The sequence below is a fragment of the Paracoccus stylophorae genome (assembly GCF_028553765.1).
In the GTDB taxonomy this organism is placed as follows: domain Bacteria; phylum Pseudomonadota; class Alphaproteobacteria; order Rhodobacterales; family Rhodobacteraceae; genus Paracoccus; species Paracoccus stylophorae.
This window is the reverse complement of record NZ_CP067134.1, coordinates 976,708-992,746: the sequence shown is the minus strand read 5'-3', so window position 1 is coordinate 992,746 and position 16,039 is coordinate 976,708. Positions and strand designations below refer to the sequence as shown.

Genomic DNA, 16,039 nt, shown 5'->3' with positions numbered 1-16,039 from the left:
CGCGGCCGTGTCTATTTGAGGCGGTAAAGGAGACACGGATGGAACATCGCAATCAGGGCGCGCTGGATTTTCTGGCCAGCCGCCGATCTCACCCGCCCAAGCTGCTGACCGGTCCGGCGCCGGACCGGGAAGAACTGATCCGGCTGCTGACGCTTGCCGCGCGCGTCCCCGATCACGGCAAGCTTGAGCCGTGGCGTTTCGTCGTGCTGGGCCGCGAGACGCTGGACAGGCTGGCGCCGATCCTGCGGCAAGAGGTTCTGGCCAGCGGTCAGGATACCGCCGCCGCCGAAAAGGCCGCCTCGGCCTTCGCATCGCCGGTGATCGTCGCCGTCGTCTCGTCGCCGGTGGACAGCGACAAGATCCCGCACTGGGAACAGATCCTGTCGGCGGGCGCAGTCTGTCTGGGGCTGGTCAACGCGGCGCTGGCCTCGGGCTGGGGGGCGGCCTGGCTGACGGGGTTCGCGGCGCTGGATGAAAGGTTCGGGCGCGCCCATCTGGGCCTGAAGGACGGCGAGCGCGTCGCCGGGCTGGTCCATATCGGCACGCGCCGGACGGCGCCGCCCGAACGGCCGCGCCCCGATATCGAGGCCAAGACCGACTGGCTGCCATGATCGTTCTGCGGGCGCTGACGCTTGGCTGGGGCGATCTGCTGCGGCCGCGCATCCTGTCGCTGGTTCTGGCCGGGATTGGGCTGACGGTGGCGCTGTTCGTGGCCTTGCAGGCGGGCGCGTTCTGGCTGATCCGGCTGTTCACCCCCGGTTCGCTGACGCTGCCCTGGATCGGCGCGATCGATGTCGGCAACACGCTGTCCTGGGGGTCGCTGGCGCTGTTTCCGCTGATGGGGTTCTTCCTGATGGCCCCTGTCGCGGCCGGATTCGCCGGGCTTTTCGCCGAAAACGTGGCGGACGCGGTCGAGCGGATCCACTATCCCGCCCGCCCCGGACAATCGCTGGACTTCACTGACGGGTTGCTGGAATCGCTGGCGGTGATGGCGGCGGTGGTCGGGGTGGCGATCCTGTCGCTGATCCTGACGCCGTTTCTGGGGCCGTTCGCGCCGGTCCTGTTCTACGGCGCCAATGGCTGGCTTCTGGGGCGCGAGTTCTTTCAGATGGCCGCCAGACGCCACCTGGCCGAGGACGAGGCGCGCGACCTGCGACGGCGCAACACGGGTCGGGTCACGGCGGCAGGCGCACTTGTGGCGGTCGCGCTGACCGTGCCGGTGGTGAACATCGCGGTGCCGCTGCTGTCGGCGGCGGCGTTCACGCATCTGTTTCACATGATCAGCGGAACATCCGGTCCAGATTCTCGATATCGGCGCGGCTGACCAGCCCGCCAAGGATGATCCACGCGATCACCGCCCAGATCGCGGCGGCGATCAGCGTGGTCAGCGTCAGCTTGCGCCGCCACGGCGTGCCTTCGGGCGCACCCGCAGGCGTGCCCGGCACGATATGGCCCGCATCCTGCTGACTGCGCTGCCCGATCGGCAGGACGACGAACAGGGTCAGGAACCACAGCACCACGAACAGCACGATCCCGCCGGTCAGATTCATCAGACCTGCTCCAGCTCGATCAGGCAGCCGTTGAAATCCTTGGGATGCAGGAACAGGACCGGCTTGCCATGCGCGCCGATCTTCGGCTCGCCCGAGCCCAGCACCCGCGCGCCTTCGGATTTCAGCCGGTCGCGGGCGGCGATGATGTCCTCGACCTCGAAACACATGTGATGGATGCCGCCGGACGGGTTCTTGTCCAGAAATCCCCGGATCGGGCTGTCATCGCCCAGGGGATACAGCAGTTCGATCTTGGTGTTCGGCAGGTCGATGAAGACGACGGTGACGCCGTGGTCGGGTTCGTCCTGCGGCGCGCCCACCGTCGCGCCAAGCGTGTGTTCGTATTGCGCCGCCGCCGCGTCCAGATCCGGCACGGCAATGGCGACGTGGTTCAGACGTCCGATCATCTCAGCCTCCGTTTGTGCGCTTCATAGGACCTTCGGCGCCGAAGCGAAAGGAAAACAAGGCGGGTTTAACGGCTTCTTAGGGAATCGGCGCTTATCTGGATCGGCAACCGCATGTAAACGGGGAACGAAGATGCTGACCGATATCGACACAGGCCCGACTGCCGCGCTGCCATTGTGGCGCATGTCGGTGCCGGGACGGCCGCTGGCGGGACTGACGGTGCTGGTGGTCGAGGATTCGCGCTTTGCCAGCGAGGCGGTTCGCCTGCTGTGCCTGCGCTCGGGCGCTCGGATCAGGCGGGCGGATTGCCTGCGCTCGGCCGCGCGGCATCTGCAAACCTATCGTCCGGCGGTGGTGATCGTCGATCTCGGTCTGCCCGACGGCGACGGGGCCGGGCTGATCCGGCAGATGGCCGCAAGCCAGCCGCGCGTGCCGGTGATCCTTGGCATGTCGGGCGATCCGGACGCGCGCGACGCGGCGATGCAGGCGGGGGCCGACGATTTCCTGTCGAAGCCGGTCGAAAGCCTGGCCGGGTTTCAGCAGACGATCCTGGCGTCGCTGCCGGCGGATGCGCGCGGACCCGGGCTGCGCGTCCTGCCCGACGCCGTCATCCAGCCCGACGCCTCGGGGCTGCGCGACGATCTGGCGCATGTGGCCGACATCCTGTCGAACGCGCATGACACCGCCGCCATCGACTATGTCGCGCGGTTCCTGGCCGGGGTCGCGCGATCCGCCCATGACAACGCGCTGGAGGCGGCGGCGACGGCGCTGGCGCAGGATCATCAGGCGGGCAACGCGCTGGCCACCGATCTGGCCCGGATCAGCGGCATGGTGCAGGACCGCCTGTCCCGCACGGCCGAGATGTAAGGGGCCTGCCGCCCGACCGGCACAGCCCCGGCCGCCGCGTCACTCTTTCGGCAGGACCCGCAGGCGCAGTTCGCGCAGCTGTTCGTTGGTCGGCTCGGACGGGGCGCCCATCATCAGATCCTCGGCCCGCTGGTTCATCGGGAACATGATGACCTCGCGGATATTCTGTTCGTCGGCCAGCAGCATCACGATCCGGTCGATGCCCGCCGCGCAGCCGCCATGCGGCGGCGCGCCATAGCGGAACGCCTTGACCATGCCGCCGAACCGCTTTTCGACCTCGGCTTCGGAATAGCCGGCCAGTTCGAACGCCTTGAACATGATCTCGGGCTTGTGGTTGCGGATCGCGCCGCTGACCAGCTCATAGCCGTTGCAGGCCAGATCGTATTGATAGCCCAGCACCTTCAGCGGATCGCCCTCCAGCGCCTCCATCCCGCCCTGCGGCATCGAGAACGGGTTATGGCTGAAATCGATCCGGCCCTCGTCGTCCTTCTCATACATGGGGAAATCGACGATCCACGCGAACCGGAACTGGTTCTCGTCGGTCAGACCCAGTTCGCGCCCGATCTCGTTGCGGGCGCGGCCGGCCACGGCCTCGAAGGTCTCCGGCTTGCCGCCCAGGAAGAAGGCCGCGTCGCCCTCGCCCAGACCCAGTTGCAGGCGGATCGCCTCGGTCCGTTCGGGACCGATATTCTTGGCAATGGGGCCTGCGGCTTCGGTATCGCCACTGTCGCCCTTGCGCCAGAAGATATACCCCATCCCCGGCAGCCCCTGCGCCTGCGCGAACGCATTCATGCGGTCGGCGAATTTGCGCGACCCGCCGCCCGGCGCGGGAATGGCGCGGATTTCGGTGCCGTCCTGTTCCAGCAGCCTCGCGAAGATCGCAAAGCCCGAACCACGAAAATGGTCGGATACCACCTGCATCTCGATCGGGTTGCGCAGATCGGGCTTGTCGGACCCGTATTTCAGCATCGATTCGGCATAGGAGATGCGCGGCCAGTCGGATTGCACCGGACGGCCGCCGCCGAACTCCTCGAACAGGCCTTGGATCACGGGCTGGATGACGGAGAACACATCCTCCTGATCCACAAACGACATTTCCAGATCCAGCTGATAGAAATCCGTCGGGCTGCGGTCGGCGCGCGGATCCTCGTCCCGGAAACAGGGCGCGATCTGGAAATACTTGTCGAACCCCGCGACCATGATCAGCTGCTTGAACTGTTGCGGCGCCTGCGGCAGGGCATAGAACTTGCCCGGATGCAGGCGCGAGGGCACCAGAAAGTCGCGCGCGCCCTCGGGCGACGAGGCGGTGATGATCGGGGTCTGGAACTCGGTGAAGCCCTGGTCCCACATGCGATTGCGCAGCGACCGGATCACATGGCTGCGCAGCATGATGTTGTTGTGCAGCGTCTCGCGCCGCAGATCGAGAAAGCGATAGGCAAGGCGCGTTTCCTCGGGATAGTCCTGTTCGCCGAAGACCGGCAGCGGCAGATCCTCGGCCGGGCCAAGCACGTCCAGCGCGGTCGCATAGACCTCGATCTCGCCGGTGGGCAGCCTGGGATTGACCAGCGATGCATCGCGCAGCTTCACCCGCCCGTCGATGCGGATCACGGTTTCGGCGCGCAGCCGTTCCATCGCGGCAAAGGCCGGGCTGTCGCTGTCGGCCAGAACCTGCGTCATGCCGTAATGATCCCGCAGATCGACGAACAGCACGCCCCCATGATCCCTGACGCGGTGAACCCAGCCCGACAGGCGGACGGTGTCCCCGGCATTGGCGGCAGTCAGATCGCCGCAGGTATGGCTGCGATAGGCGTGCATGATCGGTCCCCACTTGTTCAGCCCCCGCATCAACCGTGGGATGGGCGGGAAGTCAACCGGTCAGAACGGCCGCACGACATTGCCGCTGTAGAAATAATGGCCCATCCCGACCGCGAACAGCACGTTGCCCGCCACCGCGTGCAGCAGCCACGCGGCGGGGAATCCGTGGCGCAGATAGGCGCGCGCAAAGATCCAGCCGCCGCAGAAGGTCATCAGCGCGACGACCCACGACCAGTACATCAGATGCGCGAAGGAAAAGATCGCGGCGTTGACGGCGATGGCCGCCTGTCCGTGCGGCAGGATCGCGCCATAGCGGTGAAAGAACAGCGGCCGGAAGATCAGTTCCTGCGGCAGCGCCGACAGCAGCGGATAAAGACACCAGATCACCAGCAGGAATTCGGGCCGGGCGCGAACCATCGCAAACAGCGCCTCGGGGCGGGCCAGCCACATGATCGCCACCCCGCTGACCAGCGTGGCCAGCGCGATGCCGGCCACCTCCCACCAGGGGATGCGGTTGCCGCGGATCAGGCTGCGCCAGTCGAACCCGCCGGTGCGCCACAGCAGCAGCAGACCGGCAAGGCTGAACAGGAACAGCGCCGGAAAGATCCGCCCCGGCGGCAGAAGGAACGCGATGGCCAGGGGCGTCGCGACATACAGCGCCCCGAATTCGGCCAGTCGCCAGGGATGCGCGCTCAGCGCGTCAGGCGGGTGGAGAGCCATCGCGCCCAGTCCGAGGACGATCCCGCAAAGGCATTCAGATCGACATTGCCCTGAATGCCCGGAACCGCGCCGGTGCCGGTATATTGCCAGAAGGCCCAGTTCTGGCCGGGATAGGTCATGCGCGGATGATCGGCGACCGAACGCAGCCAGAATTCGGCCCGCAGATCGCCCAGACGGTTGTCGCGATAGAAATCGACGGTCGTATAGACGATCGGGCGCTGCCCGTAATGCCGGCCCACGATGTCCAGAAAGATCGACGCCTCGCGCTTGACTTCGGCCGGGGCGGGGCGCTGCGGACAGGTGCGCGAATTGGTCCATTCGATGTCCAGCACCGGCGGCAGCGATCCGCGTTCGCGCGGCACGTTGCGGATGAACCAGCGCGCCTGATCGGCGCCCGAGCGGCAGAAATAGTAATAGTGATAAGCCCCGCGCGGCAGTCGCGCCGCAGCCGCCTCGCGCCAGTAACGGGCAAAGGCGGGATCGCTGTGGTCGCCGCCTTCGGTCGCCTTGATGAAGGCGAAGCTGACGCCCGATCCGCGCACGCGGCCCCAGTCGATATCCCCCTGCCAGCGCGAGATGTCGATCCCGTGGACGGCATGGTTGTAGGGGTGGCCGTTGCGCCATTCATGCGGCTTGTGATCGCCCAGTTGCGGCACCGTGCCGCCGACATAGACCGCACTGGCCCCGCCGCGCCCGCCGGGCGGCGTGCGCGAGCACGCCACCGCCAGGACCAGCATCAAGCCCAGAACAAACTTCGTGATATGACCCATCCCTGCCCCTTGTCACTGCCCGGTGTCGACCGCGTTGTCCGCGGTTTTCCGTTCGCTTATCGCAAAGCCGTGACCGGAAGTCATGGGGCCGTGATGGTCAACTTCGTGTCAACCCGCATCGAAGCGACGCAATCAAGATCAGTTCGTCTCGGCCTCGGGCGCGGTGGCCTCGCCGTCGGGGGTGACGGGCGCAGACCCTTCGGGCGCGATGTCGGGGGTCGAGCCTGCATCCGTTCCGCTCGCCTCGCTGACCGCCGTATCGGCGGGCGGTGCGGTGGTCGCAATGCCTTCGTTCTGCTCGTCTGTTCCGGGCAGAAACACCAGATAGGCCACGATCGCCGCGATGATCGCGACCGCGATCCCGATCAGGGCCGGGCGATGCTTGCTGGCCGACCGTCCGGGATCGTTTTCGTTGTAAGACATCCGAATCTCCTTTTCGATGCAGGTCCACAGAGTCAACCGTGCAGGCGGGACATCAGTTCCGGTCCGGGACCAGCTTGCCCGGATTCATGATGTTCTGCGGGTCCAGCGCGGTCTTGATCGCCCCCATCACCTGCCACGCCTGGCCGTGTTCGTCGGCCATCAGCGCGCGTTTGCCGATGCCGATGCCATGTTCGCCGGTGATGGTTCCGCCGACCTTCAGCGCCCGTTCGGCCATGCGCAGGGCAATGGCCTTGGCGGTGGCGATCTCGGTTTGGTTGCCGGGCTCGACCAGAATCTGGGCGTGGAAATTGCCGTCGCCCACATGGCCGACGATGGGGCCGATCAACCCCGATTCGCGGATATCGGCCGCCGCCGCCGCGACAGCCGCCGGCAGATGCGACATCGGCACGCAGACATCGGTGACGACGCCCGTCGCGCCGGGGCGCAACGCGATGCAGGCGTGATAGGCGCCGTGACGCATCCGCCACAGCCGGTTGCGATCCTCGGCCGTGGTCGCCCAATCGAATCCCTGCGCGCCGAATTCGGCCGCAATCTCGCCAAACCGTTCCGCATCCTCGCGCACCGCGCCGGGCGAGCCGTGGAATTCCACCATCAGATGCGGCGATTCGCGCATGTCGCTGCCGGAATGAAGGTTGAAGGCGCGGGCGGTGACGGCATCGACGAATTCGATGCGCGCCATCGGGATGCCGGACTGGATCGTGGCGCTGACGCATTCGACGGCGTGTTCCAGGCTGTCGAAGGCGCAGACGGCGGCCGCGACCTCCTCGGGCTGGCCGTGCAGGCGCAGGGTCAGTTCGGTGACGATGCCCAACGTGCCTTCCGACCCGACGAACAGCCCGGTCAGATCGTATCCGGCGCTGGATTTCGCCGCGCGGGTGCCGGTGCGGATGATGCGTCCGTCCGCCAGCACCACCTGCAAGCCCAGCACGTTGTCGCGCATCGTGCCGTAACGCACCGCCGTCGTGCCGCTGCACCGCGTCGCGGCCATGCCGCCCAGGCTGGCATTCGCGCCCGGATCGACCGGAAAGAACAGCCCCGTCGCGCGCAGTTCGGTGTTCAGCGCCTCGCGCGTGATGCCGGGCTGGACGGTGACCTGCATGTCCTCGGCCCGGATTTCGACCACCCGGTTCATGCGCCCCAGATCGACCGTCACGCCGCCTTGCGTGGCCAGCGCGTGCCCCTCAAGCGAGGTTCCGGCCCCCCACGGGATCACCGGCAGGCCGGCATCGGCGCAGATGCGCACGATGGCCGCGACCTCATCGGCGGATTCAGGCCATGCCACCGCGTCGGGCGGCGGCGCGCGGTGAAAGCTTTCGGACTGCGCGTGGTGATCGCGGTCGGCGGTGGATACGGACAGGCGGGACCCAAGCAGGTCTTGCAGCTGCGCGGCTGCGTCGGGGGGCAGTGTCATCGGCGATCCTCTTCCTGTCGTCAGCAGCTTAGCGTCGGATTGAACCTTGGCAAACCCTTCGACGTTCTGGCATGAACGGACACGAAAGCGCCATACCGCAGCAGGCGACATGCCCCAGGCCCTGATCCGCGGAACAGAACGCAGGACGCATATGAGATGGACACCACCCCGATCTCTCGGCCGCGCCGTGACGAGGCGCAGAACCGGCCCGCCCCCCTGCCCGAGGGTCTGAGGCCCGAGACGGCGGCCCGCACGGATCGCGCCTATGTCACCCTGGTCAGCAACCCCGATTACCTGCCGGGCGCCGAGGCGCTGTTGCGGTCGCTGCGCCTGACCGGCACCGGCGCCGATCTGGTGGTGCTGCACCGCGGACTGCAGCCCGCCCATCTGGCACGGTTGCGCGCGGGCGGCGCGCGCCTGATCCAGGCCGACCTGCTTCCCACCTCGGAACAGTTCGACCGCACCCATGCCCGCGATGCGCTGCACCGGCGCGCAGCCTTCACCCGCGGCGGCAAGCCCGATTTCCACACGCCGCTGGACAATTTCGTCAAGCTGCGGCTGTGGCAGCTGGATTACCGGCGATGCGTGTTCATCGACGCCGACGCGGTCGTGCTGCGGCCGGTGGACAAGCTGTTCGAGATGCCCGAATTCTGCGCCGCGCCCAATGTCTATGACGGGCTGGACGGATTTCACCGGATGAATTCGGGCGTGTTCACGGCCCGGCCCGACCTGCGGACCTATCGCGACATGCTGGCGCGGCTGGACCGGCCCGGCGTGTTCTGGCGGCGCACCGACCAGACCTTTCTTCAGCACTATTTCCCCGACTGGCAGGGTCTGTCGATCCATCACAACATGTTGCAATATGTCTGGTTCAACATGCCCGAGCTATGGAGCTGGGAAGACATCCGCATCCTGCATTTCCAGTATGAAAAGCCCTGGCAGGACCATGACAAGGTGGCGATGCTGCGTCCGCTGATCGATCTGTGGCGCGCGATCGCCGCCGGTCATCCGATGCCCGATCTTGCCGCCCAGGTGCGTCCCGCAGCCTGATGCGCATCGCGCTGACCGGGGCAAGTGGGATCGTCGGCGGGTTCGTGCTCAGCGCAGCGCGCCGCGCGGGACACGATGTCACGGTGCTGGACCGCAGCGGCGGGTATTCCCTTGGCGATGCGCCCGATCTTGGCGGGCACGATGCGCTGATCCATTGCGCCTTCGCCCATGCGCCCGGTCGTTATCGCGGCGGCGAGGGCGATAATCCGGACGGCTTTGTCACCGCAAATCTGGATGGCTCGATCCGGCTGTTCGATGCGGCGGCACGCTGGGGCGTCCGGCGGGTGCTGTTCCTGTCCTCGCGCGCGGTGCATGACGGACAGCCCGAGGGAGTTTCCCTGACCGACGATCTGCCCGCCCGGCCGACCACGCTTTACGGGCAGGTGAAGGCGCGGGCCGAGGATCATCTGCACTCGCTGGATCTCCGGACCACCTCGATCCGCGCGACCGGCATCTATGGTCCGGGTCCGCGCCACAAATGGCTGGGTCTGTTCGGCGACTATCTGGCCGGGCGGCAGGTCGCGCCGCGCGCCGGCACGGAACTGCATGGCGACGACCTGACCCGCGCGATGCTGATGCTGCTGAACCGCGACGATCCGCCGGGGACGGTGAACGCCTCGGACATGATCGTGGACCGGCACGACCTGCTGGCGGCGGTGCGGGACGCGACCGGCTGTCCGCACCCGCTGCCGCCGCGCGCCGACATCTCGGCCATCCGGGTTCTGCGCTGCGATGCGCTGGCCGCGATGGGCTGGACGCCGGGCGGCTGGCAAAGATTGCGCGCCGAGATTCCCGCGATGCTGGCGGATGTCCCCGCCGACCCTCAGCGGCCGCACAGATAGGCGTAGACCGGCGCCTCGCGGCCGGGCGGCACGAATTCCAGATGGTCCAGCTGCGCGCCATAGGCGATCAGCCGGATCGGATAGACCCGGTCGTTGTAATCGCGCATCAGCACCGTCGTCCCGTCCAGCCGATACTGGACCGGGGTCGAGGTTTCCGCCGTTTCCGGGCTGAGATACAGCCCGTATTCGAACACCGCCGGATCGCTGCACGCATCCGGCCCCTTGCCCGGAATCAGGCGCAGCGGCGCGTCGCGCATCGTCCAGCGCCCCAGGATGAAGCCGGGCACCTGCGGGCTGTAGTCGTCGAAGCCCTCCAGCGCGGCATATTCGGCTAGATAGGTGTCGAACCCGCGCGCCTGCCGCAGATTGGTCAGATAGGTCGCCGGATCGCTGTCGCGCAGATGCTGGAAATAGATGCGGGCGCGTTCGTCCAGATGCCGCAGCAGCAGGAAATAGCCCGCAATGGCGATCAGCACGACCCCGGCGGCGATCCATTCCGCCCGGCCGGGTCTGCGCATCCGCCTGATCCTGAGCGCGGCCATGCCCCCCGTGATCCCCCCCGGTTTCCGAAATCCCGCCCGATCCGGCTTGCGGTTTGCATCCGGATGGACAAACGCTTAGCACGAAAGACGATCAGCCGGCCAGAGATTGCCCGGCACCCCCGGGGCAGTCGCCTGCCCGCCTTCCCTGCCGCGCAAGAGCCGATGACAGACAGCCAGTCGCCAGATCAGTCCGACACGGCCCCCCGCCCCGACAAGCGGCTTTTTACGGTGATCCAGCTTTCGGGGCTGGCCATCTGCATCGGCATCGTCACCGGTCTGGGCGCGATCGCGCTGCGCTATCTGATCGCGGTGGTCCACAACCTGCTGTTTCTGGGACAGGTTTCGCTGGACTATAACGCCCATGTCGCGACCCCGCCCGGCCCGTTCGGGCCGTTGGTCATTCTGGCGCCGGTGATCGGCGGCGTCGTCGTCTTGTGGCTGGTGCGCAACTACGCCCCCGAGGCGCGGGGCACCGGCATGGCGGCGGTGATGGAGGCGATCTATTACCGCGGCGGCCGCATCCGGCCGCGGGTGGTGATCGTCAAGTCGCTGGCCTCGGCGCTGTCGATCGGATCGGGCGCCTCGGTCGGGCGCGAGGGGCCGATCATCCAGATCGGATCGGGCATCGGGTCGGTTCTGGGCAGTCGTTTCAACCTGCGCAGCTGGCAGATCATCACGCTGGTGTCGGCGGGCGCGGGGGCGGGCATCGCCGCGACCTTCAACACACCCCTGGGGGCAGTGCTCTTCGCCGTCGAACTGATGCTGCCCGAAATCAGCGCCCGGACCCTGATCCCGGTCGTCATCGCCACCGGGACGGCCACCTATGTCGGACGTCTGGCCTTCGGCATGGCCCCGGCCTTCATGGTCGCGGCGCATGAACGGCCCGATGTGTTCGTGCCGCTGTCGGTGGACATGCTGCCGCTGTATATCCTGTTTGGCCTTGTCACCGGCGTCGCCGCCGCAGGCTTTGTGCGCGGCCTTTACCGGATCGAGGATCTGTTCGAGGACTGGCCGGCCAATCCCTATCTGAAGAACGCCGCCGGGATGCTGTCGCTTGGCATCCTGATGTATGTGCTGCTGCTGACCACCGGCATGTATCACACCGCCGGCGTCGGCTATGCCACGATCGAGGCGATCCTGACCGCGCAGCTGACCGCGCCCGCCTTTCTGCTGCTGCTGTTCGTGCTGAAATTCCTGGCCACCTCGGTCAGCATCGGCGCGGGCGCGTCGGGCGGGATCTTTTCGCCCTCGCTGTTTCTGGGCGCGGCCCTGGGCGGGGCGTTCGGCGCGACGCTGGATCTGATGTTTCCGCATCTGGGGTTCCATTCGGTCACCTTCGCGCTGATCGGGATGGCCTGCATCGTCGGCGCCTCGACCGGCGGGGCGCTGACCGCGATCATCATGCTGTTCGAGATGACCGGCGACTATACCATCACCGTGGCGGCGATCATCGCGGTGGTGGTGGCCCTGGGCGTGCGCCGGCGGCTGTCGCCCGACGACATCTATACGCTGCGGCTGAACCGTCGCGGCCAGCGCATCCCGCGCGAGACGCGGGCCCACATGTTCGCCATCCGGCAGCTGAAGGACCTGATGTCGCCCGCCGTCGGCGTGCTGGAACGCGCGCAGTTGGGCGAACACGGTCTGGTCGACACGCTTCTGGGCGAGACCAAGGAATATGCCGTCGTCACCGAAGGTCGCAACGTCGTCGGCGTCGTCCGCGTCCACCCCGAGGACCCGGCCCGTCGTCACGGCCCGCTGATCGGGCCGGTGGGCTATGCCAAGGAAAGCAGCTTCCTGCAGGCCGCGATGACCAATATGGCCGACCGCGATCATGCCGCGCTGCTGATCATTCCCGACGGCACCATGCCCGGACCCGAGAAGGTGATCGGAGTCCTGACCCGCGATTCGATCGCCGCCGCCGTCCTGCGCGATTATCGCAGCTGACGCCGCCTTGCGCGGTCACGCACGGGGGGTCACGCCCGCCGCATCGCCGCCATGCCCAGTACCCGCGCCCGCTTGCGCGGATCGCTGTCGAACAGCGCGGCCAGCTGTTCGGTGATCGCGCCGGCCAGCTGTTCGGCATCGGTGATCGTTACCGCGCGTTCGTAATATCGCGTCACGTCGTGGCCGATGCCGATGGCCAGCAATTCGACCGCCCGCTTGCGTTCGACCATCGCGATCACGTCGCGCAGATGTTTTTCCAGATAGTTCGCCGGATTGACCGACAGCGTGGAATCGTCAACCGGCGCACCGTCCGAAATGACCATCAGGATCTTGCGCGCCTCGGTCCGGCGCACCAGCCGCCGATGCGCCCATTCCAGCGCCTCGCCGTCGATATTCTCTTTCAGCAGCCCTTCCTTCATCATCAGCCCCAGATTGGGCCGCACCCGCCGCCACGGCGCGTCGGCGGGCTTGTAGATGATGTGGCGCAGATCGTTCAGGCGGCCGGGCTGGGCGGGCCGTCCCGCCTGCAACCACGCCTCGCGCGCCTGTCCGCCCTTCCAGGCGCGGGTGGTAAAGCCCAGGATCTCGACCTTGACGCTGCACCGTTCCAGCGTCCGCGCCAGCACGTCGGCGCAGATCGCGGCGATGCTGATCGGCCGGCCGCGCATCGACCCGGAATTGTCGATCAGCAGCGTGACGACCGTATCGCGGAACTCCATGTCCTTTTCGACCTTGAAGGACAGCGGCGTCGTCGGGTTCGCCACCACGCGGGCCAGCCGGCCGGCATCCAGCACGCCTTCTTCCTTGTCGAATTCCCAGCTTCGGTTCTGCTGCGCCTGCAGGCGGCGCTGCAACTTGTTGGCCAGCCGGCTGACCGCGCCGCGCAACGGTTCCAGCTGCTTGTCCAGATAGGCGCGCAGCCGTTCCAGCTCGGCCGGGTCGGCCAGATCGTCGGCGCGGATCTCCTCGTCCCAGGCCTGGCTGAACACCTTGTAGTCGGGCGACGCCTCGCTGACCGGGGGCGGCGTGTCGGGCGGGGTCTCGGCCTCGGGCATCTGGGCCTCGTCGGCCAGTTCCTCGTCGGACTGGTCGTCCATGCTGACCTGGGCCTGACGTTCGTCCTGCTGCTGTTCCTGGCTGCGTTCGGGCGAGCTGTCGGCGGTTTCGTCCTCGTCCTGATCGCGGGACTGGTCGTCGCCCGCCTCTTCGTCCTGTTCGGCGTTCTCGTCAGCCTCGTCCTCTTCGGGTTCGTCGGGATCGTTGCCCAACTGGTCGCCGTAACCCAGATCGCTGATCAACTGGCGCGCCATGCGCGCGAAGGCCGCCTGATCGCCCAGAACCTCGTTGACATTCTCCAGCGCATCGCCGGCCTGCTGTTCCACAAAGGGGCGCCACAGATCGGCGACATGCTGCGCGCCCGCAGGCAGCGCCCGCCCCGTCGCCGCCTGCCGCAGCAGATAGCCCGCCGCCACCGACAGCGGCGCGTCCGAGGGCTGGGTGATCTGCGCATAGCCCTTCTTGTCGGCATCCGCGCCGATCTTGGCGTCGATATTGGTCAGCGCACCGGGCATGTCGCGGGCGCCCAACGCCTCGCAGCGCGCCGTCTCGAACGCCTCGTAAAGTTCGCGCGCCATCGGACCCGAGGGCGCGAATCTGGCGTGCGTCCCCGCGTCATGATGGCGCATCCGCATCGCCAGCGCATCCGCCGTGCCGCGCGCGGTCATGATCTCGTCGCGGCCCATGCGCCGGCTGATCTGCGGCAGCCGCATCGTATCGCCGGCCACGCCCGAGGGGTCGGCGCTGAAGGTCACGTTCAGCTCATGTTCGTCGGCCAGCGCGCGGGTGGCCTCGGTCAGGGCCTTCTTGAAGGGATCGGCGGGATTGTCGGACTTGTTCATACTGTCCATAGACCACCCCGCGCGACATCAGGCAAGAGGTCTGCGCGCCCGCGCGGGGCGGCGGCGGCGGACGCCCGCGCCTGCCTGCGCCGCGCTTTCAAGGCGCGGTCAGGTCGATTCTGCACATCTGCGCAGGGTCTTCGCCCTGCGCCGGCCAATCCTGCACCGCGATCCGTTCCGGTCGCCGGCCCTGTTTCGTGACCGTCCGCGGATCGCCGTTTTCGGATTGGATCTGAGCCTCAAGCTGCCATTCCCCGGTCAGCAGGTTCCAGTCGCACGAGGCGGAACTGGCGGTGATCCGGTCCCATTGCACAAGCCGGAATCCGGCCACCCGGACGGCACCGTCGCGTTCGGCAAGGATCAGGGTCTGTTCCCACGGGCTGCGGCCGATGCCCGTCTGCTGCGATCCGACCAGAAGGCTGCCGTTCGCGGCCACGTCCAGCCACGGCACCTGCCCGGCCATCCGCCCCGCCCAGACCAGCCCGCGCGAGATGGCGATTGCCTGACCGGCGCGGTCGTCGGGGTCGCCGGCCAGAATGACCAGATCGGCGGTCATCGCATCCGGATCGTCGTTCAGCAGCAGGATTGCGCGTTCCTGCCCAAGATGACCCGCCGCAATCTCGACCGGGACGGCATCCAGGATGCGCGGCAGCACGGCCGCTTCGGCGTCGGTCGGATCAGGCCCAGAATGGGCCACGGCGGCGATCAGCGACAGCGCCGCCGACCACGCCGCCGCCTCACCCCGCCTTCGACGCGGCACTTTCGGGCAGTTCCTCGTCGAACAGGCGCTGATAGAACTCGGCCACGGTCTGACGTTCCAGCTCGTCGCATTTGTTCAGGAAGGTCAGGCGGAACGCATAGCCGATATTGTCGAAGATGCGCGCGTTCTGCGCCCAGGTGATGACCGTGCGCGGCGACATGACGGTGGACAGATCGCCCTGCATGAACGCCGTGCGCGTCAGATCGGCCAGCGTCACCATCCGGCCAATGATCTTGCGCCCCTTTTCGTTGTTGTAATGGGGGTTCTTGGACAGGACGATGGCCGCCTCGGCGTCGTGCGACAGATAGTTCAGCGTCGCGACCAGCGACCAGCGGTCCATCTGGCCCTGGTTGATCTGCTGCGTCCCGTGATAGAGGCCCGTCGTGTCGCCCAGACCGACCGTGTTCGAGGTCGCGAACAGCCGGAAATACGGGTTCGGGGTGATCACCTCGTTCTGGTCCAGCAGGGTCAGCTTGCCGTCGGTTTCCAGAACCCGCTGGATCACGAACATCACGTCCGCGCGCCCGGCGTCGTATTCGTCGAAGACGATGGCGGTGGGGTTGCGCAGCGCCCAGGGCAGGATGCCTTCGTGGAACACCGTGACCTGCTTGCCGTCGACCAGCTTGATGGCGTCCTTGCCGATCAGGTCGATCCGGCTGACATGGCTGTCGAGGTTCACGCGCACGCAGGGCCAGTTCAGCCGCGCCGCCACCTGTTCGATATGGGTGGATTTCCCGGTGCCGTGATAGCCCTGGATCATCACCCGGCGGTTATAGGCAAAGCCCGCCAGAATCGCCAGCGTGGTGTCGGGATCGAACTTGTAGGTGCTGTCGATTTCCGGCACGCGCTCGCTGCGTTCGGCAAAGCCCTTGATCTTCATGTCGCTGTCCAGCCCGAACACCTCGCGCAGGTCGATGTCCTCGGTGGGTTTCGCGTTCATGTCCAGCATCACTTGGCCCTTTCCTCGCCTCGGCGCCTTGATCGCGCATTCGTCTGCCGGGTGCAAGACGGGGCGCGTTGACGG

At 67.1% G+C, this 16,039-nt stretch carries 17 protein-coding genes; 6 read left to right on the top strand and 11 right to left on the bottom strand.

Features of this window, described 5'->3' with window-relative positions:
• Positions 1-38: 38 nt before the first annotated feature.
• Both JHW45_RS04955 and JHW45_RS04950 read left to right on the top strand, forming a co-directional pair.
• Positions 39-611, top strand: a complete 573-nt coding sequence (locus tag JHW45_RS04955; RefSeq protein ID WP_272859833.1) for a nitroreductase family protein — start codon at positions 39-41, stop codon at positions 609-611.
• Positions 608-1,324 carry an EI24 domain-containing protein gene (locus tag JHW45_RS04950; RefSeq protein ID WP_272859832.1) on the top strand — a complete coding sequence of 239 codons (717 nt, stop codon included), beginning with the start codon at positions 608-610 and terminating at the stop codon, positions 1,322-1,324. The genes JHW45_RS04955 and JHW45_RS04950 overlap by 4 nt, the downstream gene beginning before the upstream one ends.
• On the opposite strand, the gene JHW45_RS04945 is transcribed toward JHW45_RS04950, so the two are convergent.
• Positions 1,281-1,550, bottom strand: a complete 270-nt coding sequence (locus JHW45_RS04945) for a DUF1467 family protein (protein ID WP_272859831.1) — start codon at positions 1,548-1,550, stop codon at positions 1,281-1,283. The genes JHW45_RS04950 and JHW45_RS04945 overlap by 44 nt on opposite strands.
• Positions 1,550-1,954: a methylmalonyl-CoA epimerase gene (mce, locus tag JHW45_RS04940; protein ID WP_272859830.1), complete on the bottom strand. Its 405-nt coding sequence runs from the start codon at positions 1,952-1,954 to the stop codon at positions 1,550-1,552. The genes JHW45_RS04945 and mce overlap by 1 nt, the downstream gene beginning before the upstream one ends.
• A 130-nt stretch (positions 1,955-2,084) precedes the next feature.
• On the opposite strand from mce, the gene JHW45_RS04935 reads away from it, so the two are divergent.
• Positions 2,085-2,819, top strand: a complete 735-nt coding sequence (locus JHW45_RS04935; RefSeq protein ID WP_419181833.1) for a response regulator — start codon at positions 2,085-2,087, stop codon at positions 2,817-2,819.
• A gap of 39 nt (positions 2,820-2,858) precedes the next feature.
• Here JHW45_RS04935 and aspS read toward each other — a convergent pair whose 3' ends face one another.
• The 5 genes from aspS to JHW45_RS04910 form a co-directional block, all read right to left on the bottom strand.
• The gene (gene aspS, locus JHW45_RS04930; protein ID WP_272859829.1) at positions 2,859-4,634 is read right to left on the bottom strand and encodes an aspartate--tRNA ligase; all 1,776 of its coding nucleotides are present in this window, start codon (positions 4,632-4,634) and stop codon (positions 2,859-2,861) included.
• 60 nt (positions 4,635-4,694) lie between these two features.
• On the bottom strand, positions 4,695-5,354 hold the full coding sequence (locus tag JHW45_RS04925; RefSeq protein ID WP_272859828.1) for a CPBP family glutamic-type intramembrane protease: 660 nt from the start codon (positions 5,352-5,354) through the stop codon (positions 4,695-4,697).
• On the bottom strand, positions 5,327-6,124 hold the full coding sequence (locus tag JHW45_RS04920) for a glycoside hydrolase family 25 protein (RefSeq protein WP_419181832.1): 798 nt from the start codon (positions 6,122-6,124) through the stop codon (positions 5,327-5,329). The genes JHW45_RS04925 and JHW45_RS04920 overlap by 28 nt, the downstream gene beginning before the upstream one ends.
• A gap of 138 nt (positions 6,125-6,262) precedes the next feature.
• Positions 6,263-6,547: a hypothetical protein gene (locus JHW45_RS04915; RefSeq protein WP_272859827.1), complete on the bottom strand. Its 285-nt coding sequence runs from the start codon at positions 6,545-6,547 to the stop codon at positions 6,263-6,265.
• Between the two features lie 52 nt (positions 6,548-6,599).
• A complete protein-coding gene (locus JHW45_RS04910; RefSeq protein WP_272859826.1) occupies positions 6,600-7,979 on the bottom strand; it encodes an FAD-binding oxidoreductase in 1,380 nt (459 codons plus the stop codon).
• A gap of 156 nt (positions 7,980-8,135) precedes the next feature.
• Between JHW45_RS04910 and JHW45_RS04905 the strand changes: the two genes are divergently transcribed.
• A complete protein-coding gene (locus JHW45_RS04905) occupies positions 8,136-9,029 on the top strand; it encodes a glycosyltransferase (protein WP_272859825.1) in 894 nt (297 codons plus the stop codon).
• A complete protein-coding gene (locus tag JHW45_RS04900; protein ID WP_272859824.1) occupies positions 9,029-9,871 on the top strand; it encodes an NAD-dependent epimerase/dehydratase family protein in 843 nt (280 codons plus the stop codon). The genes JHW45_RS04905 and JHW45_RS04900 overlap by 1 nt, the downstream gene beginning before the upstream one ends.
• Here the strand turns inward: JHW45_RS04900 and JHW45_RS04895 are convergent.
• Positions 9,853-10,389 (bottom strand): hypothetical protein, encoded by a 537-nt coding sequence (locus JHW45_RS04895; protein WP_272859823.1) that lies wholly within the window; start codon positions 10,387-10,389, stop codon positions 9,853-9,855. The two genes, JHW45_RS04900 and JHW45_RS04895, sit on opposite strands and share 19 nt — an antisense overlap.
• Positions 10,390-10,575: 186 nt before the next feature.
• On the opposite strand from JHW45_RS04895, the gene JHW45_RS04890 reads away from it, so the two are divergent.
• Positions 10,576-12,357 (top strand): chloride channel protein, encoded by a 1,782-nt coding sequence (locus tag JHW45_RS04890; RefSeq protein ID WP_272859822.1) that lies wholly within the window; start codon positions 10,576-10,578, stop codon positions 12,355-12,357.
• A 29-nt stretch (positions 12,358-12,386) separates the two neighbouring features.
• Here the strand turns inward: JHW45_RS04890 and cobT are convergent, their stop codons facing one another.
• The 3 genes from cobT to cobS form a co-directional block, all read right to left on the bottom strand.
• Positions 12,387-14,255, bottom strand: a complete 1,869-nt coding sequence (cobT, locus tag JHW45_RS04885; RefSeq protein ID WP_272860542.1) for a cobaltochelatase subunit CobT — start codon at positions 14,253-14,255, stop codon at positions 12,387-12,389.
• 97 nt (positions 14,256-14,352) lie between these two features.
• Positions 14,353-15,015, bottom strand: a complete 663-nt coding sequence (locus JHW45_RS04880; protein ID WP_272859821.1) for a hypothetical protein — start codon at positions 15,013-15,015, stop codon at positions 14,353-14,355.
• On the bottom strand, positions 14,993-15,964 hold the full coding sequence (gene cobS, locus JHW45_RS04875) for a cobaltochelatase subunit CobS (protein WP_272859820.1): 972 nt from the start codon (positions 15,962-15,964) through the stop codon (positions 14,993-14,995). Before cobS ends, JHW45_RS04880 begins: the two co-directional genes overlap by 23 nt.
• Positions 15,965-16,039: the final 75 nt, after the last annotated feature.